This window comes from Bacteroidota bacterium (genome assembly GCA_018831055.1).
Classification (GTDB): Bacteria; Bacteroidota; Bacteroidia; order Bacteroidales; family B18-G4; genus M55B132.
In genome coordinates this window covers 1-25,501 of the sequence record JAHJRE010000002.1, presented here as the reverse complement: position 1 = coordinate 25,501, position 25,501 = coordinate 1, and the positions used below count along the sequence as shown (strand labels likewise).

Annotated in this window: 20 protein-coding genes; 9 read left to right on the top strand and 11 right to left on the bottom strand. The window is 42.2% G+C overall.

The window, feature by feature from the left end; translation table 11 throughout:
- Nucleotides 1-9: 9 nt before the first annotated feature.
- The 3 genes from mltG to dapF all read right to left on the bottom strand — a co-directional run bounded on the left by mltG (nucleotide 10) and on the right by dapF (nucleotide 2,523).
- Nucleotides 10-1,098, bottom strand: coding sequence for an endolytic transglycosylase MltG (gene mltG, locus KKA81_00120; GenBank protein ID MBU2649311.1), 1,089 nt, complete (start codon nucleotides 1,096-1,098; stop codon nucleotides 10-12).
- A 16-nt stretch (nucleotides 1,099-1,114) separates the two neighbouring features.
- Nucleotides 1,115-1,648, bottom strand: coding sequence for a GNAT family N-acetyltransferase (locus KKA81_00115; GenBank protein MBU2649310.1), 534 nt, complete (start codon nucleotides 1,646-1,648; stop codon nucleotides 1,115-1,117).
- A gap of 86 nt (nucleotides 1,649-1,734) precedes the next feature.
- Nucleotides 1,735-2,523 (bottom strand): diaminopimelate epimerase, encoded by a 789-nt coding sequence (dapF, locus tag KKA81_00110; protein ID MBU2649309.1) that lies wholly within the window; start codon nucleotides 2,521-2,523, stop codon nucleotides 1,735-1,737.
- Nucleotides 2,524-2,692: 169 nt separating this feature from the next.
- On the opposite strand from dapF, the gene KKA81_00105 reads away from it, so the two are divergent.
- The 5 genes from KKA81_00105 (at nucleotide 2,693) to yidC (ending at nucleotide 10,533) form a co-directional block, all read left to right on the top strand.
- Nucleotides 2,693-4,162 carry a Do family serine endopeptidase gene (locus KKA81_00105; protein ID MBU2649308.1) on the top strand — a complete coding sequence of 490 codons (1,470 nt, stop codon included), beginning with the start codon at nucleotides 2,693-2,695 and terminating at the stop codon, nucleotides 4,160-4,162.
- Nucleotides 4,163-4,331: 169 nt separating this feature from the next.
- The gene (locus tag KKA81_00100; GenBank protein MBU2649307.1) at nucleotides 4,332-5,198 is read left to right on the top strand and encodes an RNA polymerase sigma factor RpoD/SigA; all 867 of its coding nucleotides are present in this window, start codon (nucleotides 4,332-4,334) and stop codon (nucleotides 5,196-5,198) included.
- Between the two features lie 142 nt (nucleotides 5,199-5,340).
- On the top strand, nucleotides 5,341-6,789 hold the full coding sequence (locus tag KKA81_00095) for a glyceraldehyde-3-phosphate dehydrogenase (protein ID MBU2649306.1): 1,449 nt from the start codon (nucleotides 5,341-5,343) through the stop codon (nucleotides 6,787-6,789).
- Nucleotides 6,790-6,900: 111 nt separating this feature from the next.
- The gene (locus KKA81_00090) at nucleotides 6,901-8,523 is read left to right on the top strand and encodes a CTP synthase (protein MBU2649305.1); all 1,623 of its coding nucleotides are present in this window, start codon (nucleotides 6,901-6,903) and stop codon (nucleotides 8,521-8,523) included.
- A gap of 57 nt (nucleotides 8,524-8,580) precedes the next feature.
- Complete coding sequence (yidC, locus tag KKA81_00085) at nucleotides 8,581-10,533, top strand: membrane protein insertase YidC (GenBank protein MBU2649304.1); 1,953 nt, start codon at nucleotides 8,581-8,583, stop codon at nucleotides 10,531-10,533.
- Nucleotides 10,534-10,608: 75 nt separating this feature from the next.
- On the opposite strand, the gene KKA81_00080 is transcribed toward yidC, so the two are convergent.
- The 6 genes from KKA81_00080 to KKA81_00055 form a co-directional block, all read right to left on the bottom strand.
- Nucleotides 10,609-10,833, bottom strand: coding sequence for a hypothetical protein (locus KKA81_00080; GenBank protein ID MBU2649303.1), 225 nt, complete (start codon nucleotides 10,831-10,833; stop codon nucleotides 10,609-10,611).
- Between the two features lie 176 nt (nucleotides 10,834-11,009).
- Complete coding sequence (coaE, locus tag KKA81_00075; protein ID MBU2649302.1) at nucleotides 11,010-11,618, bottom strand: dephospho-CoA kinase; 609 nt, start codon at nucleotides 11,616-11,618, stop codon at nucleotides 11,010-11,012.
- Nucleotides 11,615-12,613: a YbbR-like domain-containing protein gene (locus KKA81_00070; protein MBU2649301.1), complete on the bottom strand. Its 999-nt coding sequence runs from the start codon at nucleotides 12,611-12,613 to the stop codon at nucleotides 11,615-11,617. The genes coaE and KKA81_00070 overlap by 4 nt, the downstream gene beginning before the upstream one ends.
- Nucleotides 12,614-12,629: 16 nt before the next feature.
- Nucleotides 12,630-12,902 carry a preprotein translocase subunit YajC gene (gene yajC / locus KKA81_00065; GenBank protein MBU2649300.1) on the bottom strand — a complete coding sequence of 91 codons (273 nt, stop codon included), beginning with the start codon at nucleotides 12,900-12,902 and terminating at the stop codon, nucleotides 12,630-12,632.
- 130 nt (nucleotides 12,903-13,032) lie between these two features.
- Nucleotides 13,033-13,503 carry a DUF1573 domain-containing protein gene (locus tag KKA81_00060; protein ID MBU2649299.1) on the bottom strand — a complete coding sequence of 157 codons (471 nt, stop codon included), beginning with the start codon at nucleotides 13,501-13,503 and terminating at the stop codon, nucleotides 13,033-13,035.
- A 20-nt stretch (nucleotides 13,504-13,523) separates the two neighbouring features.
- The gene (locus tag KKA81_00055) at nucleotides 13,524-14,780 is read right to left on the bottom strand and encodes a gliding motility-associated C-terminal domain-containing protein (protein ID MBU2649298.1); all 1,257 of its coding nucleotides are present in this window, start codon (nucleotides 14,778-14,780) and stop codon (nucleotides 13,524-13,526) included.
- A 260-nt stretch (nucleotides 14,781-15,040) separates the two neighbouring features.
- Between KKA81_00055 and clpB the strand changes: the two genes are divergently transcribed.
- Both clpB and KKA81_00045 read left to right on the top strand, forming a co-directional pair.
- Complete coding sequence (gene clpB / locus KKA81_00050; GenBank protein ID MBU2649297.1) at nucleotides 15,041-17,629, top strand: ATP-dependent chaperone ClpB; 2,589 nt, start codon at nucleotides 15,041-15,043, stop codon at nucleotides 17,627-17,629.
- A 103-nt stretch (nucleotides 17,630-17,732) separates the two neighbouring features.
- Nucleotides 17,733-18,449 (top strand): PorT family protein, encoded by a 717-nt coding sequence (locus tag KKA81_00045; protein ID MBU2649296.1) that lies wholly within the window; start codon nucleotides 17,733-17,735, stop codon nucleotides 18,447-18,449.
- Between the two features lie 76 nt (nucleotides 18,450-18,525).
- On the opposite strand, the gene ychF is transcribed toward KKA81_00045, so the two are convergent.
- The gene (gene ychF / locus KKA81_00040) at nucleotides 18,526-19,623 is read right to left on the bottom strand and encodes a redox-regulated ATPase YchF (protein ID MBU2649295.1); all 1,098 of its coding nucleotides are present in this window, start codon (nucleotides 19,621-19,623) and stop codon (nucleotides 18,526-18,528) included.
- A gap of 232 nt (nucleotides 19,624-19,855) precedes the next feature.
- On the opposite strand from ychF, the gene rpsA reads away from it, so the two are divergent.
- Entirely contained in the window at nucleotides 19,856-21,892 is a 2,037-nt protein-coding gene (gene rpsA / locus KKA81_00035; protein MBU2649294.1) for a 30S ribosomal protein S1, read from the top strand.
- 47 nt (nucleotides 21,893-21,939) lie between these two features.
- Nucleotides 21,940-22,866 carry a ribonuclease Z gene (locus tag KKA81_00030; protein ID MBU2649293.1) on the top strand — a complete coding sequence of 309 codons (927 nt, stop codon included), beginning with the start codon at nucleotides 21,940-21,942 and terminating at the stop codon, nucleotides 22,864-22,866.
- A 165-nt stretch (nucleotides 22,867-23,031) separates the two neighbouring features.
- Here the strand turns inward: KKA81_00030 and KKA81_00025 are convergent.
- Nucleotides 23,032-25,501, bottom strand: a 2,470-nt coding sequence (locus KKA81_00025; GenBank protein MBU2649292.1) for a 4Fe-4S dicluster domain-containing protein, incomplete at its 5' end; no start/stop codon positions are given.

Below are 25,501 nucleotides of genomic sequence, written 5' to 3'. Positions count from 1 at the left end.
TTAAGGATATCACTTCCTTATATTCATTTCATCCAGAACTTTCTGGAATTTTCGGGCATTGGCTGCATGTTGTTCGGATGTCTTTGCAAAGACATGATATCCACTCAAATCATCCCTGGCACAAAAAAACAGGTAATCGTGGTCAGTATAGTTCAAAACTGCATCGATGGATGAAATGGAGGGGATACATATGGGGCCTGGAGGCAGCCCTCCGTATTTATAAGTATTGTAAGGAGATTCAACATCCTTGTGCCGGTTAAGGACACGCCGTATGCTATAATCGTTCAGAGCATAAATGAGCGTGGGATCTGCCTGTAATCGCCAGCCTAAATTGAGACGGTTAATGTAAACTCCGGCAATATCATCCTTTTCATCATTTTTGGCGGTTTCTTTTTCTACAATCGATGCCAGGGTGATTACATCCGGTATGCTGAATCCTATTGATTCTGCTTTCATCCTTCGGTCATCGTTCCAGAATTGCTGATATTCGGCATACATTCTTTCCATGAATTGGGTTGGCTTGGTATTCCAGTAAAACTCATAGGTGTTGGGAATGAAAAGGGAAAGGCCGGAAGGATCTTTCAGATCAAATTTTGACATATATGATGAATCGTTCAGAAGATCTACGATCTCGGCAGAGTCAACTTCCAGTTGCAGGGAAATGACCCTGGCGAGATGTTCTTTGGAACGTAAGCTGTTGAAAATCAATTTTACCGGTGTTTGTTCCCCTGACCTCAATAGATTTATCAGTTCGTCATTGCTCATCCCTTTGGTAATAACATAATGACCAGGTTTTATAAGCTCGGGATATTTTTTTTGTTTGGCCACCCATTCAAAACTATTTCGGTGGAGGATGATTCCCTGGCTGTAAAGAATACTTTTTACATCATCAAAGCTGGATCCGGTAGGAATATATACCGAAACCTTTTCTTCGTTGTTAAGCCAGACATTATTTTTATATAAAATTTGATAACCGGTGTAAGCGATAATACCGGCAGCGATGATTAATAAAAACAAAAGAAACAGAATCAGTTTATGAAAGAATGGTTTTTTCTTTTTCCTATAGTTTGTGGTATAGCGTGAGTGATAGTATGGCATAGTTGTCCATTTTGATTTAGCTGTCGGGATTGATCAATTGCAGTAAATATTCATCTTTCCATTGATTGTCAACGAAAATCCATTCTCTTTTCAGACCGGCGATTTCAAACTGGAGTTTGCGGAAGAGTTCCAGGCTGGCCTCATGGTCTTTAAGTACATTGCTATATAGCTGGTGCAGGCCCAGGCGATGAAATGCATATCGGATTACCATTTCGAGGGCGGTTGATGCATAGCCTTTGCCTCTCTCTTCCTTGATGATGAGTATTCCTATGCCTGCGCGCCGGTTAGCCGGATCAAAATCAAACAAATCGATTGCCCCTACTGTTCTGGCAGGAGTTTGGCTTTCAGTTACATCTATCATCAGGCGTAGTTGTCGTGATGAAAAGATGTCTTCATGCGTGTTCATGATATATTGTTCCAGGGCAAACCGGGAGAAAGGCGTCAGGGTATTGCTTAAATGCCAGATGCTTTCGTCGTTTTCCCAACGGTATAATATATCTACATCTTCTGGTTCCGGCGCACGGAGCGAAAGGGTTTGCGATTTCAGCATGTTTTCCGGATTTTTCATGGGTAAAAATAGTTTATTTTAATAAAATTCCTATGGATGGAAGCATGACTTTTGTCAATAGAGCCGTATCATATTTCAATCGTTCCGGCAAAAACCTTGGTTGTGTTTCCTTGAAGCCAAATATTCCGGAAATGCTTTCCATCGATTGAGAATCCAACATAAAGAGTACCTCCTGGAGTAACAACTTTTACAGGTTCAATAGTAAAGCCACTCAAACAAGCGGCGATGGCTGAAGCTGTTACCCCGGTACCACAGGATAGAGTGAAATTTTCAACGCCACGTTCATAGGTGCTTACAAGGATGTGGTCATCTTTCATCCATACAAAGTCAACATTAATACCATCAGCCGCATATTGCTCCGAATAGCGTATTTCTACGGCTGTTTTAAATAATTCATCCAGTCTTTGCTGTTTTTCAGGAAAAAGAATAACATGGGGAGTACCGGTGTCAATTACCCAATTGCCAGTGTCATTCTTTTTAATATCAGGGTCTTTGAGCGAAATCCGGATAGTGTCATCGGAATCGCGCATTTCAAGTATGGCTGCTTCGTGCAGTCCGTCTCCGGCGGTAAAACTGGCTTTATTAGAAATGATTCCCAGCCGTCGGGCAAAAGAAGTAATGCACCTGGCACCATTGCCGCACATCCCGGCATGAGAACCGTCGGGATTGTAAAAATTCATATGGAAATCGCTATTTGTTGATTCCTCTAAAAGAATCAAGCCATCAGCACCGATACCATAATTCCGGTTGCATAGCTTTGCAATAAATCTGGCATCTTTTTTGAAGATATCCTGCCTGTTGTCTATCAGGATGAAATCATTGCCGGTTCCCTGGTATTTTTCAAAAACTAACCTCATAAATGCAAAGTTAAACAAAGTAAATACAGAATACTACGGAAATTGATGAATTGTTAATGGTGCTTTTAACAAACATTAACATTGAAAGGCTTAACTTTTAAGGTGTTTTTACGTTATTTGCATGGAGTCTGAACAAAAGGAAAAATATAATGTTAAACTTTATGTAATTATGAAAAGGATATTATATATAACATTCACGCTGGTATTAGGGATTACGATCGTTTATCTGGCAGCATCTTCAAAGAAGAGTTCAGTAGGCGAAGATTTGCCCTTAGGATATCATCAACCAGAAGAGTTGTCAGTATATCCTGCCAGTTACATGACTTCAACTCCGGTAAACGGTCCTGATTTTGTGAAAGCTGCCGAAAAAACAGTGGATGCCGTTGTGCATATCCGGTCCCAGTTTATGCGGAAGAGCAGTGTGTATGATGATTTTTTTGGGGCTTTGCGTGAATATTTCGGATATAGCAATACTCCTCAATATAACCGATCCTATCCCATTTCAGGATGGGGAAGCGGGGTGATCATATCTCCTGAAGGATATATTGTCACCAATAATCATGTTGTTCAGGATGCTGATCTGGTAGAAGTTACTTTAAATGACAAAAGGGTTTTTGAGGCAGAGATAGTTGGAACAGATCCTTCGACCGATCTCGCCGTGATAAAAATAGATCATAAGGATCTTCCGTATATGATATACGGAAACTCAGATCTGGTTAAAGTTGGGGAATGGGTCCTTGCGGTTGGAAATCCTTTTAATCTCACCTCCACGGTTACAGCCGGGATAGTAAGCGCCAAAGCAAGGAATATCAACATCCTGGGAACACAAGGCGGTATTGAATCGTTTATTCAGACCGATGCGGCGGTAAACCGGGGTAACAGCGGGGGCGCATTGGTTAACACAGAGGGTCAACTGATCGGCATAAATGCTGCCATTGCTAGCAATACAGGCTCCTACACAGGATACTCCTTTGCTATTCCCGTCAATATTGTCAGGAAAGTTGTTGATGATATTCTGCTCTATGGGGAGGTACAACGTGCCTATATAGGGATAATACCCAGGGAGATAGACAGTGATCTTGCGTCCGAGAGCGGGCTTAAGGATATGAAGGGAGTTTATGTGGAGGATGTATCTGAGAATGGTGGAGCTGATAAGGCAGGTATAAAAAAGGGAGATGTAATTATGCGTGTTAACGGAAGTGAAGTTAACACTCTTGCACAACTTCTGGAAATCGTCGGGCAATACAGACCTGGAGATAAGGTTGCTGTTGACGTGCGAAGGGATAACAAGCCTCTGGCCTTTAATGTTGAACTTAGAAATGAGGATGGAACCACATCCGTTGTTAAGAAGGATGAACAGTTTTTTGTGGAAGCCCTGGGTGCTACCTTACAAAGAATATCCGATGATGAAAAGCGAATTTACAGGATTCCGGGAGGGCTTAAAGTTGCCGGAGTAGAGGAAGGTGGAATGCTTAAGAGCGGAGGTATACGCAAGGGATTTATTATAATAAGGGTGAATGACCAGGATGTCAGCTCAAAAGCCAGTGTAGAGTCTGCTATCGGGTCTGCCGACAGGACGATAAGGATACAGGGGGTGTATCCGAATGGTATGAGGGTAACATATGAATTTGGATTGTAGGTACCTTGTTTAAATTTAGATTATTTTTAAACAAGTCAAAAATTTATACGATCTTTTAACGTTAAAAACTTTCAAAAACGCTCATTTTTTTGTATATTTGCAAGTTATTTGAAAAAAAAGTATGTTCTTCAAGTTATAAGTATTTTTAAAGGATCTGAGAAAGGAGAATATGAGGCAATTAAAAATCACAAAATCCATTACCAACCGTGAAACGGCATCCCTTGACAAATACTTACAGGACATAGGAAAAGAAGAACTCATTACCGCCGAAGAAGAGGTTGAATTAGCGAAAAGGATCAAGCAGGGCGATCAAAAAGCGTTGGAGAAGCTTACAAAAGCTAATCTGAGGTTTGTAGTATCAGTCGCAAAACAATATCAGAATCAAGGACTTACGCTACCTGATCTGATAAATGAAGGGAACCTGGGGTTGATAAAAGCAGCTAAAAGGTTTGATGAGACAAGGGGGTTTAAGTTTATTTCCTATGCTGTATGGTGGATTCGTCAATCCATCCTGCAGGCCCTGGCAGAGCAGTCAAGGCTGGTTCGTTTGCCGCTTAATCAGGTAGGATCGCTTAATAAAATTAAGAAAGCTACATCAAGGCTGGAACAGGAATATGAAAGAATGCCCTCCACCAATGAAATAGCTGAGTTGATGGAATTGCCCGAGTACAAAGTAGATAAGGCAATGAAAATCACCACGAAGTATATTTCAGTGGATGCACCCATCAATCCTGATGACGAAACAAAATTCCTTGATGTATATGTTACGGATGAAAGTCCATCGACCGATTCCACCCTGATGCGTGAATCATTGAACAAGGAGATTCAGCGATCGTTGGCAACCCTCACGGAAAAAGAAAGGGATGTCATAAATCTTTATTATGGCATTGGTATGAACCATGGACTCACTCTGGAAGAAATAGGGGCAAAGTTCGATCTTACCCGTGAAAGAGTGCGGCAAATAAAGGAAAAGGCGATCAGACGGCTGAAACATACTTCCAGAAGTAAACTCTTAAAGGCTTATCTGGGAGAATAGGTTAAAAACTCTTGATAAAAAGGGGTTAGCAAAATTTTTTTTGTTAACCCTTTTTTTTATTTTTGGTTGGATAAGATATTAGTCAGTATTAACCAACGAAAAATAACTGGATATGGTAGATTTAAATGAAAATGATCAGCAAATGATGAGCAATTATTTTGCAGAATCGCTTAATAAATGGAATGATGAAGAGAAGACCGGTCTGGAATTTATCAGCGTTGTTGGGAAGCTTTTTATCGATAAATCCGTTGAACTGATCTTTTTCAGAAACCAGTTGATAGATCGAAGTGCCAGTGTGATCATTTTTAAGCATTCCTATGCGAAAACGGTGATTGGAAAACAGTTGTCTGTTGCCGTTTCCCTTTCCATTGCTAAGATTATCCAGGAGCTTGACATTAACCAGGCCCGTATAGATGTGGGTAAGCTTAATTATGAATGGACGGAAGAAAAATCGAAATACGCCGGTGTAAAGGAATTTGTTGAGGATAAGCTAAAGGAGATGATAGGAAAGCAACCTCCATTCACCGAACCGCGGGATGTAGTACTTTTTGGTTTTGGAAGGATCGGGAGACTGCTTTTACGCGAATTGATTATCCAGGGTAATGGCACCCAACTCAGGGTAAGGGCCGTGGTAACCCGTAAGGTGACTCCGGATGATATCAGGAAGAGGGCGTCATTGATCCGTCATGATTCTATCCATGGACCCTTCCGTGGTAATGTTATTGAAGATGTTGAAAAAAATGAAATTTATGTTAATGGTCATATTGTAAAAATGCTGGAAGGTAATAATCCTGAAGATATTGATTATGAGTCATATGGAATCAGTAATGCCATCCTTATAGACAATACAGGGATATTCCGCGACAGAGAAGGCTTGTCGCGGCATCTTAAAGCAAAGGGAATAAGTAAAGTCCTGTTCACCGCTCCGGCAAAAGGAGATATTCCTAATGTTGTTTATGGGGTTAATCATAAAGAACTTGACGTTGACAATGAGAACGTATTTTCTGCTGCATCCTGCACAACCAATGCCATTGTACCTGCTTTATCGGTGATCGAAACTAAACTGTGCATAGAAAAGGGCCATATTGAAACCATACATGCCTATACCAACGATCAGAATCTGATCGACAATTATCACAAAAAACCTCGAAGAGGCAGGGGTGCTCCCTTAAACATGGTTATTACCACAACAGGTGCTAATACCGCGGCTGCCAAGGCCATCCCTTCACTTAATGGAAAGCTTACTGCGAATGCAGTTCGTGTTCCTGTCCCAAACATCTCGCTGGCCATACTTTCGCTTAGTGTGAAAAAAGCTATAACGCGCAATGAACTGGATGATATGATGAAAGACGCCGCCCTGCATGGAGCCTTTGTGGAACAAATCAGATATTCGGCTTCTAATGAATCTGTTTCAAGCGACTTTATCGGGGACCCGGTAACAGCCATTTATGATTCTCCTTCGACACAGGTTTCAGCCGATGGGAAACATATTGTGGTTTATTTGTGGTATGATAACGAGTTCGGATATACAATCCAGGTGATAAGGCTGGCTAAACATATCGCCAAGGTGAAGAGGTTCAGGTATTATTAGTATATCTTGAGAAAATCCGGGAAAACCTGTTAAAATGTTTATAAAATAACAGGAACATATTTTTTCGTTAATACGGTTTTAATTTACTTTGCCAAAAAATTCATCCATCTGATGGCAAGCACGAAATATATTTTTGTTACCGGAGGGGTTTCTTCTTCCCTCGGAAAAGGGATTATCTCTTCTTCAATTGCCAAGCTATTGCAGGCCAGAGGTTTTTCAACAACCATCCAAAAGCTGGATCCATATATTAATGTTGATCCGGGTACCTTGAATCCCTATGAACATGGTGAGTGTTATGTGACGGAAGACGGAGCAGAAACCGACCTGGATCTGGGTCATTATGAGCGCTTTTCCAACGTTCCAACATCACAGGCTAATAATGTTACTACAGGCAGGATATACCAGACGGTGATTGAAAAGGAGCGCAGAGGGGATTACCTTGGGGAAACAGTTCAGGTCATCCCTCACATTACCGATGAAATAAAAAGATCAATAAAGGTTTTGGGTGAAAAAGGCAAATTTGATTTTGTCATAACCGAAATCGGTGGTACTGTTGGTGATATTGAATCACTGCCATATATTGAAGCAGTGAGGCAGATGAGAAATGAAATGGGGCATGAATGTATCGTCGTTCATCTTACTTATATACCCTATCTTGCCGCAGCACAGGAACTGAAAACAAAGCCCACTCAACATTCCGTTAAGACCCTTCTCGAATCGGGAGTTCAGCCTGATATCATTGTCTGCCGGACGGAAAAGCACATCAACGACAGTATTAAATCCAAGATTTCTTTGTTTTGTAATGTTCCCAAAAGTTCTGTTATAGAATCTATTGATGCTGATACTATTTACGATGTGCCTGTGTTGATGCGCGAGGAAGAACTGGATGTAGAGATCCTGAAAAAAGTGAAAATGCCCATCGATACTTACCCTGATCTGACACGCTGGGAGGAATTCCTGAAAAAACTAAAAAATCCAAAGGAATCCGTTAGCATAGGTCTTGTAGGGAAATACGTTGAGCTTAAAGATGCCTATAAATCGATTAATGAGGCATTTATACATGCCGGAGCTCAAAATGAGTGTAAGGTTAATGTGAAACTGATTCATTCGGAAGAGATAACCACGTCTACCATAGCAGATAAGCTTAAAGGTTTGGATGGTATCCTGGTAGCTCCGGGCTTTGGAGGTCGGGGCATAGAGGGTAAAATTCTTGCCGTAAAATTTGCGCGGGAAAACAAAATCCCTTTTTTCGGGGTTTGCCTTGGAATGCAATGCGCTGTAGTTGAATTTGCCAGGAATGTATTGGGTTACGGGGATGCTCATTCTTCGGAAATCAACCCCAACACACCATTCCCGGTTATTGACCTTATGGAGGACCAGAAGAACATCCGGAAGATGGGAGGTACCATGCGATTGGGATCTTATCCTTGCAGGATAACTCCCGGAACAAAAGTGCATAAGATATATAACGTTGCAGAGGTGAGAGAACGTCATCGTCACCGCTATGAGTTCAACAATCGCTTTCTGGAGGAATTTGAGCAAAACGGCATGATAGCTGCCGGTATCTACCCTGATCACAATCTTGTGGAAATAATTGAGCTGAAGGATCATCCCTGGTTTATCGGGGTGCAGTTCCACCCTGAATACAAAAGCACGGTTGCCAGTCCGCATCCCTTGTTTGTTGCTTTTGTGAAGGCGTGTATCGAACATAAGCATGTGGCAGCTTCCAAATAGTTTCCATTCTCATTTTTTTCAATTAAATTTGCCATCCCATAAAAAACATTTATTCGGATGAACAGAAATACCATCATAGGCCTGGTCCTGATCTTCGGCATTTTTATTGGCTGGAGTCTTCTGATGAAACCATCAGAAGAGGAACTGGAAAAGCAACAAAGAAGGCAGGATTCCATCGAAATGGTAAGGTTTGAGGAGATGCAAAGAAAGGATTCTCTTGCCAGGGTCAGGGAAATGCAGGAAGATTCAATAGTAAAAGAGGCAGATGAGGTTTTGAAGATTACAAAGGATAGTAGTGTCCTGTCTCAGGCTCTAAAAACCAAATATGGTGTTTTTGCCCACGCTTTAGCAGGTGAAAATGAACTGATAACTATTGATAACGGTCTCGTAAGAATTACGTTTTCTCCCCGCGGAGGTCGTATCTACAGCGTTGAGTTGAAGGAATACCAGACTTTTGATTCATTACCTCTGATTCTTTTCGACTCCGATACTACCTTATTCGGTCTTCAGTTTTACGCAGATAATAAAGCAGTTTTTACCGGTGATCTGTTTTTTACTCCTTATGTTAACGGAAAACCATGGAAGGGGACTGATGAGTTTTTTTCCGGTGACAACGAACAGCCGGTTATAGTCTCCATGCGTCTGTATCCCGTTGGCCAGGATGAAATTCCCGATGAAAACAAGTTCATTGAATATGTTTATACCATAGCGCCGGATGAATACATGATCGGATTCGATATCAACCTTGTCGGTTTGGATAATGCGATCGCCGGCAGCGGGAATATTATTGATTTGGTATGGAAAACCGACCTGAGGAAGCAAGAAAAAGTTGTAGACCGTTTCAACGGTTCCACCATATATTTCAGGTTTACCGACGGTGAGGTTGATTATCTCTCCGAAACGAAGGATGATGAAGAGTCTCTCACCGATAAAGTAAAATGGGTTTCCTTTAAACAGCACTTTTTCAGCTCAACGATCATTGCTAATGATCAGTTTGTAAATCCTGTAATGAAAACCCTGACATTGGAGCACCCTGCGGGAGATCGCTACCTCAAGTCAATGTATATGACCCTCGGGTTACCTTACAATCAGATTGGAAACCATACCTACGGAATGCAGTTCTATTTTGGCCCTAACAGCTATAAAGTTATGCGTTCCTACAAACAGGACCTTGAAAGGCAGATCCCTTTGGGCTGGAGTTTTTTCCTGATGCAATGGATCAATCGTTTTGCCGTGATTCCTGTATTCGATTATCTTGGTGGCCTTGGCTGGAACTATGGTATTATCATCCTGGTACTTACTATTTTATTGAAGATAGTCCTTTTCCCCATAGCGTATAAAATGTACCGTTCGACAGCAAAAATGCGCGTATTGAAACCTGAAGTTGACGAGTTAGCAAAAAAATTCCCCAAGAAGGAAGACGCAATGAAGAAACAGCAGGCAACCATGGAACTTTACCGAAAGGCGGGTGTGAATCCTATGGCCGGTTGTGTTCCAATGCTGCTGCAACTTCCTATCCTGCTGGCAATGTTCAGGTTTTTCCCTTCTTCCATTGAACTAAGACAGCAGCCATTCTTATGGGCTCACGACCTTTCCAGTTATGATTCCATATTTAACCTGCCTTTCAATATTCCTTTTTATGGAGATCATGTAAGCTTGTTTACCTTGCTGATGACAGTATCAACGATCATTTACACTTGGATGAACAACCAGATGATGGGGTCATCAACTACTCAAATGCCGGGAATGAAGACAATGATGTACCTTATGCCGGTAATGTTCCTTGGAATCTTCAATAATTATGCTTCAGCGCTGAGTTATTATTATCTGTTAGCTAATTTGTTCACATTCGGGCAGATGTATGTAATACGTCAAACTATTAATGAAGACAAAATTTATTCACAGCTACAGGAAAACAAGAAAAAGCCCGCGAAGAAGTCTGGATTTCAGAAAAGACTGGAAGATGCTGCCAGAAAAAGAGGATACAATCCCAACGCACGGAAAAAATAAATCTGCTTTCTCTTGTTGGGAGATTAATAACTGTTTTTTCTTTGATTTAACAAAGCCTCTTGGCCATCCACTGTCTTACGTTTGAATTATTCGGGCATAAGCTACAGGAGGCTGGATGCTTTCGTCAACCCTCAATTCAATTATCTGGCCGTATTCCTTGAGCATCCTGGATAACCTACCGTACTTCAAACCTTTTTTCCTGAGAATTGCCCCAATTTTAGCTAGGTTTGCCCAACCTGTATCATCAGCACACATTGAGATGGTCTCAATTAGGATTTCCTGTATCTGACCTTTATCCATATTCCTTTTATTTTATAATCCGACAAAAAATGAAGCGTGCTTTTAGATTATTAGAAATAACAGAATAAGAATAAACTTATTAAAGCTATTCAAAATTAGTTAAATAATATCGAAAAGTCAATAGGATTATAGCTGATTTTCAGGAAAATCCATTAAAATCTAAGAGAATTCTTCTGTTAGCTTTTTAGCGTACCTGGTGCTTGATTTTTCAGGATTGACTTATAAAGGCGGAGAACCTGCGGAAGGAGCATTTGCTTTTCGTCATTATATATTATGGCATCAGATAGTTTTCTTTTTTTTTCATCAGAATATTGGAATGACATCCTTTGGAGGATTTCGTCATCGGAAAGATTACTTCTCTCCCTAATCCTTTGCAAACATAATTCAAGCGGAGCTGTAACTGTAATCTTCCAATCGAGTAATTCGTAAAAACCACTTTCAAAAAGAAGGGCCGATTCGTAAATAGCCATAGGGTAATTTGAATTATTTGTGAACCAGGATTCTACCAGGAATTTGACTTTAGGATGAATGATCCTGTTAATCGTTTCGTTGGATGTTTTATCATTAAAAACAACATTAGATAATTTTCCGAAATCGATTCGATGATTATCATCCAGGATGTCGGAACCGAAAGCAGTGATGACTTCTCTGACAGTATCCGGGTTGCTGTAAAGGTTTTTCGCAGCCTGATCTGCATTAAAGACAGGAACGCCTAATACCTCAAATATTCTGGCTGCCGTGCTTTTCCCACTACCCATGATCCCGGTTAATCCTGCCTTTATCATTGCTTCATTATAATGAAATCAACATATTCAGGTTCTGCTTTAACCAATCGGATAAAAGACGGCATCTGGATTAGTTCTGTCTTTAATTTTCGCTGTTGACGTGATGCTTCATCGTATCGGACAGCAACCCTGAACTGGTTTTTATCGAGACGGCTATAATCTTTCATGGCGATGAGGAAAGTAATATGCACTTTTTCCGGAAAGGTCTTGATTCTGATTCCGGGTTCATTATGTATTATTTCTACCGCGACTTCCACGCTTGATTCAGTAAACTTCTCCACCGGAATTGTGACCTCGGTCATTTTATCGGAGTAGTTAATATATTCTTCATCAAAGGGCAGTTTGAGTGAAAGGCTAAACGTTGCGGTTTCATCGAGGTTGTCAACCGATTTTCTCTCTGTTTTGATTACTTTAATTGTATCGAGGATGGAAGCTGGTCCTTCGACCGTAATAAAGGCAGGATCAAGAATAAGGCTGTCATACTGGAGATATTGCTGGCGGAAATGCAGGTTTAGGTTTGGTTTGACAGGGATTTTGATGATTTTTTTTTGAGACAGGCTAAAAAACAAAGAATCCGGTGATATACCCGTTAACTGGAAAGGGTTTGGCAGCTGATTGGCCACATCCTGCTGGATTTGTCGTGACAAAAGGAAAAAATGCTGTTTCTTCTTGTCTTTTTTATAATTAATTCCTGAAATATCAATATAAAAAACCGGTTTTATGGTCATGTATTTCAGGGAGAATAAATCGGATCCTTTACCTTTGATTGTTGCAATGATCTTCTTTTGTTCCGGAAAAATGACTTTATCCTGAGGAACACCGGTGAATTCATACTTAAAGCTGACCGGCGCCACGTAGGTCTGGGAAAGTTTGATCAGGATCCAGATAATAACTGACAATACAAGACAAACCAATAAAACATATAATTGGTTCCTGAATCTTGCATCGGTCGGTTTCCTGGCCCTTTTTAAAAATCCAATGATGGATGGTTTCACATCCTGTGATTATGGTTTATTTGTTCTGATTCAATTGAGATGATGTATCCATGGCGATGGCGGATTTTTCGAAAGTCATCAATATCGGATTGCCTATGCCTACATCCAGTGTAACGGTAGTGTCTTTCACATCCGTAATTTTTCCGTGAATTCCACCTATGGTAACGACCTTGCTGCCTTTTTGAAGAGTTTCTCTGAATTTTTTCTGATCCTTGGATTTCTTCATTTGCGGCCGGATGAAGAATAGATAAAAGACTACTATGATCAGAAGTAGCGGGAGAAACTGCATAAATCCACCGCCTTCACCACCTTCGCCCTGAGGCATGAATAATAGAATGTTGAGTAGGTTGTTCATATTTAAATTATTATATGGTTATATGGTTATTTTTCTATCCTGCCTGTCCCGGCGTAAGCCGGGATCACCTCATCGATTCCGGTGTTATTACTTTTGCTTTAACTCTTAATGTTGTTAAGTTTGGTTGAGTATTTGCGAGAACATCAGCGGTTTTATTCTGAAATCCCAGTCTGCCTTCACTGTCAAATGTTATGGAAATAACTCCTTTTTCACCTGGTTTTATGGCATGCCTTGGGTATTCTGTTGCAGTGCAACCACAACTTGCGCTGACTTTTGCAATAATCAGATCGCTCTTGCCTGCGTTGGTGAAACGGAATGCATACGTCACTTTTTCTCCTTGTATCACATTCCCAAAGTCATGAGTAGTATCCAGGAATTCCAATACAGGAAGTTCATCCAGGTTGCTTTCACCGTTTGCTGTAATGGGATTGTTTATTACATCTGACGATATACTTTCATTTTCTCCCTGATTTCCGCAGGAAATTGTAAATACAACCAATACAGCAGCAAATATCCAGGTTAAACGCTTTTTCATGCTTGCAAATATATACAGAACTACTGATTTTTCTCTCTTCCGATGATCATTACAGACCCGTATTTTTCATCGTCATCAAAGTATCCTTTAAGCTTTATAACAAAATAATATGTTCCATCTTCCAAGCCTTTTCCGTCCCAATCGTTTTGATAATTAACAACTTCATAGACTTTTTTACCCCAGCGGTTATATATGACCATTTCATTGGAAACGAAATTTTCGAGTTTTTTAATCTCAAAATAATCGTTGATACCATCTCCGTTCGGAGTAAACACATTCGGTACTTTAAGTTCCAGTTCTTTGACGGGGACAATCAGCAGGAGGGAGTCCTGACAACCATCGATGGTTGTGTATTTGAAAAAAGCGTCGTAATTACCGGTACTTTGGTAATAATGAACGGGGGATGCAAGATCGGACTTGGTATTATCACCGAAGCTCCAGCTCCAGTCAGTAACTTCAATTGAATCTGCGGATTTATTTTCAAAGAAAAATATGGCTCGTGGGTTTGTGATATAAACGGTATCGGGTGTGTATTCTGCTTCTATTTCAGGCATGTCGAACAATTCCACCATATAGGATGTATCAAATCTGCATCCATACCCATCTTTAGCGATAATTCGGTACTGATCGTCGCATAACCCTATGGCATAACTGCTATCCCCGGGGTCAATTTTGGAAAACCATCGGTAGTGATAGGGTTCAGATCCACCGGAGGCTGTTGCCTTTACCTGACCTTTGCAATCGCCTCCGGGGCAAATAAGGTTAGGTTGCTCGAAGCTAAGATACATACGAGGAAATATAGGAAAGGTAATGCTGTCGAAGCAGAAGCTATTATTATGAATGGCTTTTAAAAAATATGTTGTTGAGTCTAGAATTATATCCTGTGTAAAAAAGCTTGTATCGCCTGTGCTCCAAACATAAGTGAGAAAATCGCTGTTCGGGCTGGCCAGAAGAAAGACCGTATCCTTATAGCAGAGCTTTTCCCCTTCCTGGATGATCTTTGAATTAATGAAATAGCAATCGGTGCTGAAGGTATTGGTTCCGTCGAAGACACTCACCGAGTATAAACCTGTTTCTTTAACAAAAATCACCTGGGCTTCGGAACCGGTATTCCAGGAATAGGTCACATAGCCGGGCCCGGCATCCAGTGCAACGCTATCGGTGTGACAGAAAAGGACAGTATCGGCCTGAAATACGTTGACAGTGTCGGAAAGTATGCCAGCCCTGGAAAACGAAGCATAACTTAAAATGATGAAGATCAGTATTCCTTTATACATGAACCGATGTTTAAATTCTAAAGTTAAAGGGGTGTAAAATTATTAAAAAAAATGTAACCCATTGGGATTATCCTGCAACTACTTACACCAAATAATGTGATATTCTTAAATTTATTGCCCTGAGATAGTAAATATCAGGACAAAAAGTCATATATTGTTTGCAGTAATGTGTCATAACGTCCTGAAATTTAAATATCCACTACCTGGCAGTATCTTTGAGGAAAGAGGCAACGTAAAAGATTGAAAGGAAAATTAATATTATGAACTTTAACAATTATACCATAAAATCCCAGGAAGCCATCCAGAAGGCACAGGAAATGGCCGCGGCGCATGAGCAGCAGGCTATTGAAACGACACATATACTTAAGGGTATTTTGTCGGCCGACGAGAATGTGGTTCCTTTTTTACTCAAGAAGTTAAATGTCGACCTCCCCATTATGAACCAGGCGCTTGACCGGATTATTGGTTCTTATCCGAAAGTGACGGGAGGTGAGCAATATTTGTCGAACGATGCTAGCAGGGCTTTGCAAAAGGCCCAGGCTTATATGAAGGAATTCAACGACGAATTCATTACGATAGAACACATCCTTTTGGGGATACTGGCAGGCAGTGATACGGCTGCCAAGCTTTTAAAAGACAGCGGTGTGACGGAGAAAGAGTTGAAGACAGCCATCAGGCAGTTACGAAAGGGATCCACGGTGAATTCACAGTCGGCGGAGGATGCATTCAACGCGTTAAATCGTTATGCCAGGAATCTGAATGACCTGGCCCGTTCAGGCAAGCTGGATCCTGTTATAGGCAGGGACGAGGAGATACGACGTATTCTTCAGATCTTATCCCGCAGGACCAAGAATAATCCCATCCTGATCGGAGAGCCGGGTACGGGTAAAACGGCTATTGCAGAAGGACTTGCACACCGGATCGTTAACGGTGATGTACCGGAGAACCTGAAGTCAAAGCTGGTTTTTTCTCTGGATATGGGCGCTTTGATCGCAGGAGCAAAATACAAGGGAGAGTTTGAAGAAAGGTTAAAGAGCGTTGTGAAAGAGGTAGTTGGCTCAGAGGGGGAGATTGTTTTATTCATTGATGAGATTCATACCTTAGTTGGAGCCGGTGGGGGAGAAGGGGCAATGGATGCAGCCAACATTCTGAAACCGGCACTGGCCAGAGGAGAATTACGCGCCATCGGTGCCACAACCTTAAAGGAATATCAGAAATACTTTGAAAAAGACAAAGCACTGGAACGTCGTTTTCAACCGGTGATGGTTGAAGAACCCGATATTCTGGATGCCATTTCCATACTTCGTGGATTAAAGGAACGATACGAAACACACCATCATGTAAGGATCAAGGATGAGGCTATCATAGCTGCTGTTGAATTGTCGCAGCGATACATAACCGACCGTTTTCTGCCCGATAAGGCCATTGACCTTATTGATGAAGCCGCTTCAAAACTCAGACTGGAAATAAACTCTCTTCCGGAGCCACTGGAAATTATAGAGAGAAGGATCAGGCAGCTTGAAATTGAAAGAGAAGCGATTAAAAAGGAAAATGACCAGGTTAAGCTGAAGGTCTTGAATGAAGAATTGGCCAACCTGAGTGAGGACAGGAATAAGTTAAAAGCCAAATGGCAGGAAGAGAAGGAGATAGTTGAAAACATCCAGAAGCGGAAAAAGGATATTGAGGATTATAAGATTGAGGCTGAAAGGGCTGAAAGGGAAGGGGATTTTGGCAGAGTAGCTGAGTTGCGATACGGGAAGATCAAGGAAGCAGAAGGTGATGTGGAAGCCTTCAAGTTAAAGTTGCAGGATACCCAGAAAGGCAGCCCCATGATTAACGAGGAAGTAAGTGCTGAGGAGATTGCCGAGATAGTATCTCGTTGGACAGGTATCCCGGTTTCGAAGATGTTGCAGAGCGAAAAAGAAAAATTATTGAATCTGGAAACGCAGTTGCATATGCGTGTTGTAGGCCAGGATGAAGCCATTGAGGCAGTTGCCGATGCCATTCGAAGGAGCAGGGCCGGATTGCAGGATGTCAGGAGACCCATTGGATCTTTCATTTTCCTGGGTACAACCGGTGTTGGTAAGACCGAGCTGGCTAAAGCCCTTGCTGAATTTCTGTTCGACAATGAGAACAACATGGTGAGGATAGATATGTCGGAATACCAGGAAAGACACAGCGTATCGAGGCTGATTGGAGCACCTCCGGGATATGTAGGATATGATGAAAGCGGTCAGCTGACTGAGGCAATACGAAGAAAACCATATAGCGTTGTGCTTTTGGATGAGATTGAAAAGGCTCATCCTGATGTTTTCAATATCCTGCTGCAGGTACTCGACGACGGGCGGCTCACCGACAACAAAGGCCGGACAGTGGATTTTAAGAACACCATTATTATAATGACCTCAAATATTGGCTCTCATATCATCCAGGAAAATATCAGCCGGATTAATGACAAGAACAAGGAAGAAATAATTAACCGGACCAGGGAGCAGGTTTTTGACCTTCTGAAAAAGACCATACGACCTGAATTTTTAAACAGGGTGGATGAGATCATCATGTTCAAACCGCTTACCCGCGACGAGATACAAAATATTGTGGAAATGCAGTTTAACCATGTGAAAAAGATGCTTGAGAAAAATGGAATCCATATTTCCATCACCAATGAGGCCATAGATCATATAGCCGGAGTAGGATTCGATCCGCAGTTTGGTGCAAGGCCTATCAAACGTGTTATTCAGCGTAACCTCCTGAATCAGCTATCAAAAATGATCCTTGCAGGAACCGTTAACCGTGATTCCGATATCCGCATTGACATTAAGGATGGGGAATTGGTGTTTGAAAATTAAGCAGATAATTCCCCAGCCCCCAACCCACATAATTTCACTCTTTTCTGTCAAATTTGATTTCATATTTTTATCTTTGCGATAAATTAACCTAATACAAATTGATATGAAAAAAGCAATGATTTTTTTCGTGGCTATGATGATAGCCTTTGGAGTATTCTCCCAGGAAATGGTTATTGAAGCTGTTGAGACGGGTGGAGGCGGCGGTCCGAAAATTATGGCCGGAGCTAAGTTTGGCCCTGTTTTTAAAAACCTGTATGGGAGTGATGTGGATGACAACAAGATGGGCATGGGATTTTTATTTGGGGTTCATGGGACTTATCAAATATCGGATCTGATCAGTGCACAGGTAGAACTTAACTATGAAGGCAAAGGGACCAAGTTCAAGTATTCAGGAGAAACAACAAAGTTAAGATTGGGTTATTTTACTATTCCATTCATGGCTCGGGGTGATTTTGAAGTAATGGATAAACTGAATGTTTTTGCCAACACGGGATTTTTTGTTGGATTTCTGATGGGAGTTAGAGTAGATGGTGATAAGGAAGTTACATACCAGGACTATATATATGATCCGAATAATCCTTTTGCGCCTCCCACAGTTGTCACAAAAACGGAAAAATACAAAGACAATTTCAAGACTATTGATTTTGGCTGGTTAATCGGAGGAGGAGCTTCCTATGAAATTATGGAGAACCTGAGAGTATTCTCCGACCTTCGGGTAAACCTTGGGTTTGTGAATATTCCCGATGCCGATAAGGATAACAAGATGAAGACATTTTCTTTTGTATGGGGATTCGGTGCAGCGTATGCACTACCGTTTTAGATCGAAGATCGCAGATCGAAGATCGGAGATCGAAGATCAAATCGTCGATCTCCGATCTCCGATCTGACATCTTCGATTACACATTAAATCTTATGTGCATAATATCGCCATCTTCCACTATATAGTTTTTACCTTCAACATAGAATTTTCCTTTTTCCTTGCAGGCGTGTTCTGATCCCAGAGCAATGAAGTCGTTGTATTTCATCACTTCGGCGCGGATGAAACCTCTTTCGAGGTCGCTGTGAATAACGCCGGCGGCCTGCGGTGCTTTCATGCCGATATGGATGGTCCATGCGCGTACTTCCTTAGGACCTGCGGTAAAAAACGATTGAAGGTTTAACAGTTTATAGGCGGATCTCACCAATTTATTTACGCCCGGTTCCTTTAATCCTGCATCGTCAAGAAACGCCATCCGGTCATCGTGGCTTTCCAACTCTGTGATTTCCGATTCAAGTTTGCCGGCAATGATCAATACTTCTGCATTTTCAGCCTTTACGACTTCCATGAACCTTTCTGTATAATGATTGCCGTTTATAGCGGAGGCATCGTCAACATTGCAAACATATAAAACCGGTTTATCAGAAAGCAGGAAAAGGTCTTTAACGGCTTTTCTGTCATCCTCGTCAAGGGGAACGCTTCTTGCCGATTGAAAGTTTTCGAGATGATCTTTGTATACCTGCAGTATCTCAAGTTCTTTTTTTGCATCTTTATCTCCGACTTTCGCCACTTTTTCTGTCCTTTGCATTTTTCTCTCTACCATTTCAAGGTCGCGTACCTGTAATTCCAGGTCAACGATTTCCTTGTCCCGCACCGGGTCAACGGAGCCTTCGATATGAGGCAGGTTAGGGTCGTCGAAGCAACGTAGCACATGGATCAGCGCATCGGTTTGCTGAATATCTCCGAGGAATTTGTTTCCCACGCCTTCTCCTTTACTTGCACCTTTAGCCAGTCCGGGAATATCAATGATTTCCATCGTAGCAGGAACTACTCTCGCAGATTTTATCAGCTTATCAATTGCAAAAAGCCGATCGTCGGTGACATTGACGGTTCCGATATTTGATTTAGTAGCACTGAAAGCAAAAGTGCTAGCCTGTGCTTTGGATGTTGAGATACAATTGAAGATAGTTGTTTTGCCGGTATTGGTAATACCTATGATACCACATTTCAAGGCCATGATATTGAAATTTGGCTGTAAAGATACTTAATCGCGGCTTTAAGGACTCCATTCTGAAGAGATAAATGAAGGTATTTTTTATTTCAAGAAATGTTTTGTACCTTTGCACGCCAATTTGCGAGGGCAATTGGGCACAGTAAACCTGTGAAAATCAAAAAAATGTTAAGTATTAACCCCTGGGCTTGTTGTATTGCCCTTGTATGCAACCGGCTCATACAAATTTACTTATTGAATGACTGAAAATCAGGAAAACGTTAACAGGGAAAACGAAAACGTAGAAGAAATTAATCCGCAGGCGGAAGTAAAGGCCGAAACCGGTGAGATTCAAGATTCAACGCTTGCAGAACCTGTTACAGAAGAAATTAGCACCCCTGTTGCAGAAACAGAACCTGAATCCGTTCCGGAACCTCAAAATGAAACCCCTGTTGTTGCTGAGAAAGCGGCACCCAAACCAGCCGATTTTGATTGGTCAACCATTGGCAAGAAACAGGAAGTTTATTCCAACGAAGAAAGAGAAAAGCTTGAAGCGATATATGATAAAACCCTGAGCTCTATTGCGGAGCATGAGGTTATTGAAGGTACCGTGGTCGGGCTGAATAACCGCGAGGTAGTTGTTAATATTGGATTTAAGTCAGATGGGGTGATCCCGTTGAATGAACTCCGCTATAAGCAAGATCTTAAAACCGGCGACAAAATCGAGGTATATGTTGAGAGCCAGGAAGATACAACTGGTCAGCTTGTGCTATCGCATAAAAAAGCCAGGATACTCAAATCGTGGGAGCGCGTTAACGAAGCTTTCGACAACGATATGATCATTCAGGGTTATGTAAAATGCAGGACCAAGGGTGGTTTGATCGTGGATGTTTTTGGAATCGAAGCATTCCTCCCGGGATCACAGATTGATGTTAAGCCCATCCGCGACTATGATATGTATGTTGACAAGACCATGGAATTCAAGGTAGTTAAGATCAACCAGGAATTTAAAAACGTGGTTGTATCGCATAAGGCACTGATCGAGGCAGAGCTTGAGCAGCAGAAAGCTGAGATTATGACCAAGCTGGAGAAAGGACAGGTTTTGGAAGGAACAGTCAAGAACATCACTTCATACGGTGTATTTGTTGACCTGGGCGGTGTTGATGGTCTTATCCATATTACTGATCTTTCCTGGGGCCGCATCAACCATCCGGAAGAGATCGTGCAGCTTGATGAGAAGATCAAGGTTGTTATTCTCGATTTTGACGACGAGAAAAAGCGTATTGCCCTTGGTCTGAAGCAACTTACACCTCATCCGTGGGATTCACTTGACCCGGATCTCAAGGTTGGTGATAAGGTAAAAGGTAAAGTTGTTGTGATTGCCGATTACGGCGCTTTTATCGAAATTGCTGCCGGTGTTGAGGGACTGATCCATGTTTCGGAAATGTCGTGGTCGCAACATCTGCGTACTGCACAGGATTTCCTTACTGTTGGCAACGAAGTAGAAGCTGTAATTTTAACTCTCGACAGGGAAGAAAGGAAAATGTCGCTGGGCATGAAGCAGCTTATCCCGGATCCATGGGAAAACATCATGGAAAAATATCCGAAGAATTCGAAGCACAAGGCTGTTGTCAGAAACTTCACCAATTTCGGTATTTTCGTTGAACTTGAAGAAGGTGTTGACGGGTTGATCCACATTTCCGACCTTTCATGGTCGAAGAAGATCAAACATCCGGCTGAATTTACAAAGATCGGGGAAGAGATCGATGTCATCGTGCTGGAAGTGGATGTTGAAAACCGCAGGCTCAGCCTCGGACATAAGCAGCTTGAAGAGAATCCCTGGGATGTATTCGAATCGATCTTTACCATCAACTCCATACACAAAGGAACAATTATCAGCACCAACGATAAGGGCGGTGTTGTATCCCTGCCCTACGGTGTGGAAGGTTTTGTTCCTAACCGCCATCTTGCCAAAGAAGATGGAACCAACGCCAGAGCTGATGAAAGCCTCGATTTTAAGGTGATAGAGTTTTCGAAAGATAACAAGAAGATCATCCTTTCACATTCAAAAACTTTCCAGGATAAGGCTGATACCGAGAAGTCACAGGAAACTGCGAAGATTAAAAACGCTCAGCGGGATTCCAAAAAGGCTGTGAAGAAGATACAGGATAATATCGAGAAAACGACCCTCGGAGATCTGGAAGCCCTTGCAAATCTGAAAGACGAAATGGAGCAGGAGGAAAAGAAATCAAAGAAATCCAAAGCTCCTGCGGAAGAACAGAATGATAACGAATAAAAAAAATCCTCCGAAAGGAGGATTTTTTTTCCCTTGTTTGTACTATAATGAAAACATTTGCAGTAACCGTTCTTGGAAGTGGCGCCGCAATACCTTTGCTGCAGAGGAACCCCAGTGCCCATCTGTTAAATATCCACGAAAACCTGTACCTGGTTGATTGTGCTGAAGGTACACAGTTGCAATTAAGGAAAAGCAGGGTCAGGATGCAACGCATTGACCATATTTTCATCTCTCATCTGCATGGGGATCATTATTTTGGTTTGCTTGGACTCATAACCTCTTTGCATTTGCTTGGCAGAACAAAGGAGTTGTATGTTTTCGCCCATGCAAAGCTAAAGGAGATCATCGACATCCACCTGGATGCCTCCAATACAGTTCTTCGTTATCCCATGCTTTTTCAGGAAATCAATCCTGAAAAGCATGAGATGATATTTGAAAACGATTCAGTCACCGTAGAATCATTTCCTTTGAACCATAATTTCCCGGTAAATGGTTTCCTTTTCAGGGAAAAGCCTGCCAGACCCAATATCCGTGCTGACTTCCTGGAAAACAGGCAACTATCGAATATTGAGCTGCAAAAGATTAAAAAAGGTGAAAACTATATTGATCCTGAAGGTAACATTTATTTTAATCAAGACATTACCACGCCACCACCACCTCCGCGATCCTATGCTTATTGTTCGGATACGGCTTATTATGAGCCTGTTATCCCTGTAATTAAGGGTGCAGACCTGTTATATCATGAGGCAACCTTTATGGAGGACAAGGCACAGGATGCCGCTGACAAATTCCACTCAACCGCCGCACAGGCAGCTACCATTGCCAAACTGGCCGGTGTGAAACGACTTATGATTGGTCATTATTCAGCCCGTTACAAAACACTGGGTGCTTTACTTAACGAAGCAAAAGCTGTTTTTCCGGAGACTATCCTTGCGGACGACGGAAAGGTTGTGATCGTGAATCAGGAAGAATAGGTTGCAGGTTGCAGGTTACAGGTTACAGGTTACAGGTAGCTGGGTGACTGGGTGCTGGGTTTCTAGATGCTGGAGGCTGGGGTACGAGGTGCAGCCTGTAACTTGCAACCTGCAACCTGCAACCTGCAACCTGAAACCTGTAACTATTTACGTAAGATTCAACGTTTATTTACGTTTGTTCAACGCTTCGTAGAGGATTTCGGCCGGGTGTTTGGCTTTGCGGCCGGTGCCGTCGTGGATTTGATGCCTGCAGCTGGTACCTGGAGCGGCAATGATGGTTTCGGCGTCGGTTTTTCTTACTTCAGGAAATAATACCAGTTCCCCGACTTTCATCGATAAGTCATAATGCTCCTTCTCAAAACCGAATGATCCGGCCATTCCGCAACATCCTGATTTTATCTCCACAACTTTATAGTTTTCAGGAATACTAAGCATAATATGAGTGGGCTTGGTCGATGCCAGGGATTTCTGGTAACAATGCCCGTGAAGTTTGATGTTGAGTGGAGCTTTTGTAAATTGATCCGCAGTTATATTTCCCTTTTCAAATTCGGATGCGATAAATTCATCTATCATGAAACAGTTCCCTGACAGATGTTCTGCTTTAACCCTGAGCTCCGGAGAAACAAGTTCCCGGTACTCATCGCGGAAAGTCAAAATTCCTGAAGGCTCAATTCCGATTAGGGGATTTTCCTTATTTATTTTCTCCGACAGCATGCGTACATTTTTTTCTGCGTACTTCTTAGCCTTTCTGACAAGGCCTTTTGACAGGTATGTCCTGCCACTTAATGTATGACCGGGTATTTCAACTTCATATCCCAGTTCGGTCAACAGTTTGATTGTTGTGATCCCGATGGCAGTATCATTATATTGGGTGAATTCATCGGCAAAAAGGAATACTTTGCCTTTTCGTTCACTGTTAACAATGAGCTTATTCCTGTTTTTTGCCATCCAGGCTCTGAGGGTAATTTTGTAAAGGGGGGGGATTGAGCGTCTTGGTGCAAATCCCAGAGCCTTTTTTATTATAGTTGATGTAAATGGGTTACCGGTAAAGAAATTAAATATTCCCGGCATGATCATCCCCAGTTTATTGATATTGGATATTTCTGCGATCAGTCTTGCCCGGAGGGGTACTCCATTGGCATCGTAGTAATGCTGCAGGAATTCGGCTTTGTATTTGGTGATGTCGACATTGGATGGACATTCAGATTTACATCCTTTACAACTCAGGCAGAGGTCCATCACATCGTAAATCTCTTTGTGATTAAAGGGATTGGATTTATCTGAGTTTGTCAGGAATTCACGAAGGATATTTGCTCTGGCGCGAGTTGTGGTATTTTCATCGCGGGTAGCCATAAAGCTCGGGCACATGGTACCTCCGATGACTTCAGATTTTCGGCAATCACCTGAACCGTTGCATTTTTCTGTAGCTCGCAGAACTCCCTGGTCTTTGGAGAAATCAAAAAATGTCACAATATCGCGGGTTTCCAGTCCGGGTTCGTACCGGAGCTTTGTCCGCATATCCGGTGTTGCGGTTATCTTTCCGGGGTTAAAAATATGGTGGGGGTCCCAGGCGTCCTTGATATTTTCCAGGAGGGCATAGTTTTTTTCACCAACCATAAGGGGAATGAACTCACCTCTGAGCCTGCCATCACCGTGTTCGCCGCTTAGCGAACCTTTGTATTTCTTGACCAGCCTTGCGGTTTCTTCTGCGATGATTCTGTAAAGTTCAACATCATCACGATTTTTTAAATTAAGCACCGGCCGGAGGTGAAGTTCTCCTGTGGCGATATGTGCGTGATAAACACATTCGAGCTTATATTTCTCCAGGAGCCGGCTGAAATCATCCATATAATCTGGCAGGACTTCAGGGTGCACGGCTGTGTCTTCTATCACTGAAACAGGTTTAGCGTCCCCGGGCATGTTAGAAAGCACGCCCAGTCCTGCTTTCCGGAGGTTCCATACTTTGCTGATGTCTTTCCCGGAGATTAGCGGAAAATGGTATCCCATTCCGGCAGAGCGCATCTCCTTTTCCATAGCTTCCGCACGCAGGGTGATTTCCTCCTCGCTTTCCCCTGTAAATTCTATAATAAGGATGGCTGCAGGATCTCCTGAAATAAAAAAGCGGTTATCCCTCAGTCCGATATTTTGTTCGGTAAGTCTGAGGATGGTTTGGTCCATCAACTCAACCGCAGCGGGTTTATGCTTCAGGGCGATAAGGTTTCCCTGGAAGGCTTGTGGCAGGCTTTCAAAATGCACGCAAACCAATCCTGTGTAACGCGGGGGTAGCGACACTACGTTGAGCTTGATTTCCGTGATGAAGGCAAGGGTCCCCTCTGAACCGGCAATAAGCTTAGCGAAGTTGAAAGGTTCTCCAGCTTTGGTAAAAGGCTCTGAATTGAGGAGGAGGTCAATGGAATAGCCGGTATTTCTTCGGTGAACACGCGGGTCAGGATATTCTTTGATGATTTCCTCCCGGTTGCCCGGATCGGTGAGTACCTCATGAATATTCCTGTATATCTGAGCCTCCAGGGTTTGTTCCTTCATTTTTTCCAGGAACTGATCTTTGCTGATGGGGCCAAATTCGGCTTCGGTGCCATCGCTCAGGATGGCGTTTACAGATATTGTATGGTCACGT

Coding starts and splice junctions, on each gene's coding strand:
- KKA81_00045 (MBU2649296.1), top strand. CDS start 17,733: ATGAAAAAAGCAATGATTTTTTTCGTGGCTATGATGATAGCCTTTGGA.
- rpsA (MBU2649294.1), top strand. CDS start 19,856: ATGACTGAAAATCAGGAAAACGTTAACAGGGAAAACGAAAACGTAGAA.
- clpB (MBU2649297.1), top strand. CDS start 15,041: ATGAACTTTAACAATTATACCATAAAATCCCAGGAAGCCATCCAGAAG.
- KKA81_00090 (MBU2649305.1), top strand. CDS start 6,901: ATGGCAAGCACGAAATATATTTTTGTTACCGGAGGGGTTTCTTCTTCC.
- KKA81_00100 (MBU2649307.1), top strand. CDS start 4,332: ATGAGGCAATTAAAAATCACAAAATCCATTACCAACCGTGAAACGGCA.
- KKA81_00055 (MBU2649298.1), bottom strand. CDS start 14,780: ATGTATAAAGGAATACTGATCTTCATCATTTTAAGTTATGCTTCGTTT.
- mltG (MBU2649311.1), bottom strand. CDS start 1,098: ATGCCATACTATCACTCACGCTATACCACAAACTATAGGAAAAAGAAA.
- coaE (MBU2649302.1), bottom strand. CDS start 11,618: ATGATAAAGGCAGGATTAACCGGGATCATGGGTAGTGGGAAAAGCACG.
- yajC (MBU2649300.1), bottom strand. CDS start 12,902: ATGCAGTTTCTCCCGCTACTTCTGATCATAGTAGTCTTTTATCTATTC.
- dapF (MBU2649309.1), bottom strand. CDS start 2,523: ATGAGGTTAGTTTTTGAAAAATACCAGGGAACCGGCAATGATTTCATC.
- KKA81_00105 (MBU2649308.1), top strand. CDS start 2,693: ATGAAAAGGATATTATATATAACATTCACGCTGGTATTAGGGATTACG.
- KKA81_00060 (MBU2649299.1), bottom strand. CDS start 13,503: ATGAAAAAGCGTTTAACCTGGATATTTGCTGCTGTATTGGTTGTATTT.
- KKA81_00030 (MBU2649293.1), top strand. CDS start 21,940: ATGAAAACATTTGCAGTAACCGTTCTTGGAAGTGGCGCCGCAATACCT.
- KKA81_00115 (MBU2649310.1), bottom strand. CDS start 1,648: ATGCTGAAATCGCAAACCCTTTCGCTCCGTGCGCCGGAACCAGAAGAT.
- KKA81_00095 (MBU2649306.1), top strand. CDS start 5,341: ATGATGAGCAATTATTTTGCAGAATCGCTTAATAAATGGAATGATGAA.
- ychF (MBU2649295.1), bottom strand. CDS start 19,623: ATGGCCTTGAAATGTGGTATCATAGGTATTACCAATACCGGCAAAACA.
- KKA81_00080 (MBU2649303.1), bottom strand. CDS start 10,833: ATGGATAAAGGTCAGATACAGGAAATCCTAATTGAGACCATCTCAATG.
- yidC (MBU2649304.1), top strand. CDS start 8,581: ATGAACAGAAATACCATCATAGGCCTGGTCCTGATCTTCGGCATTTTT.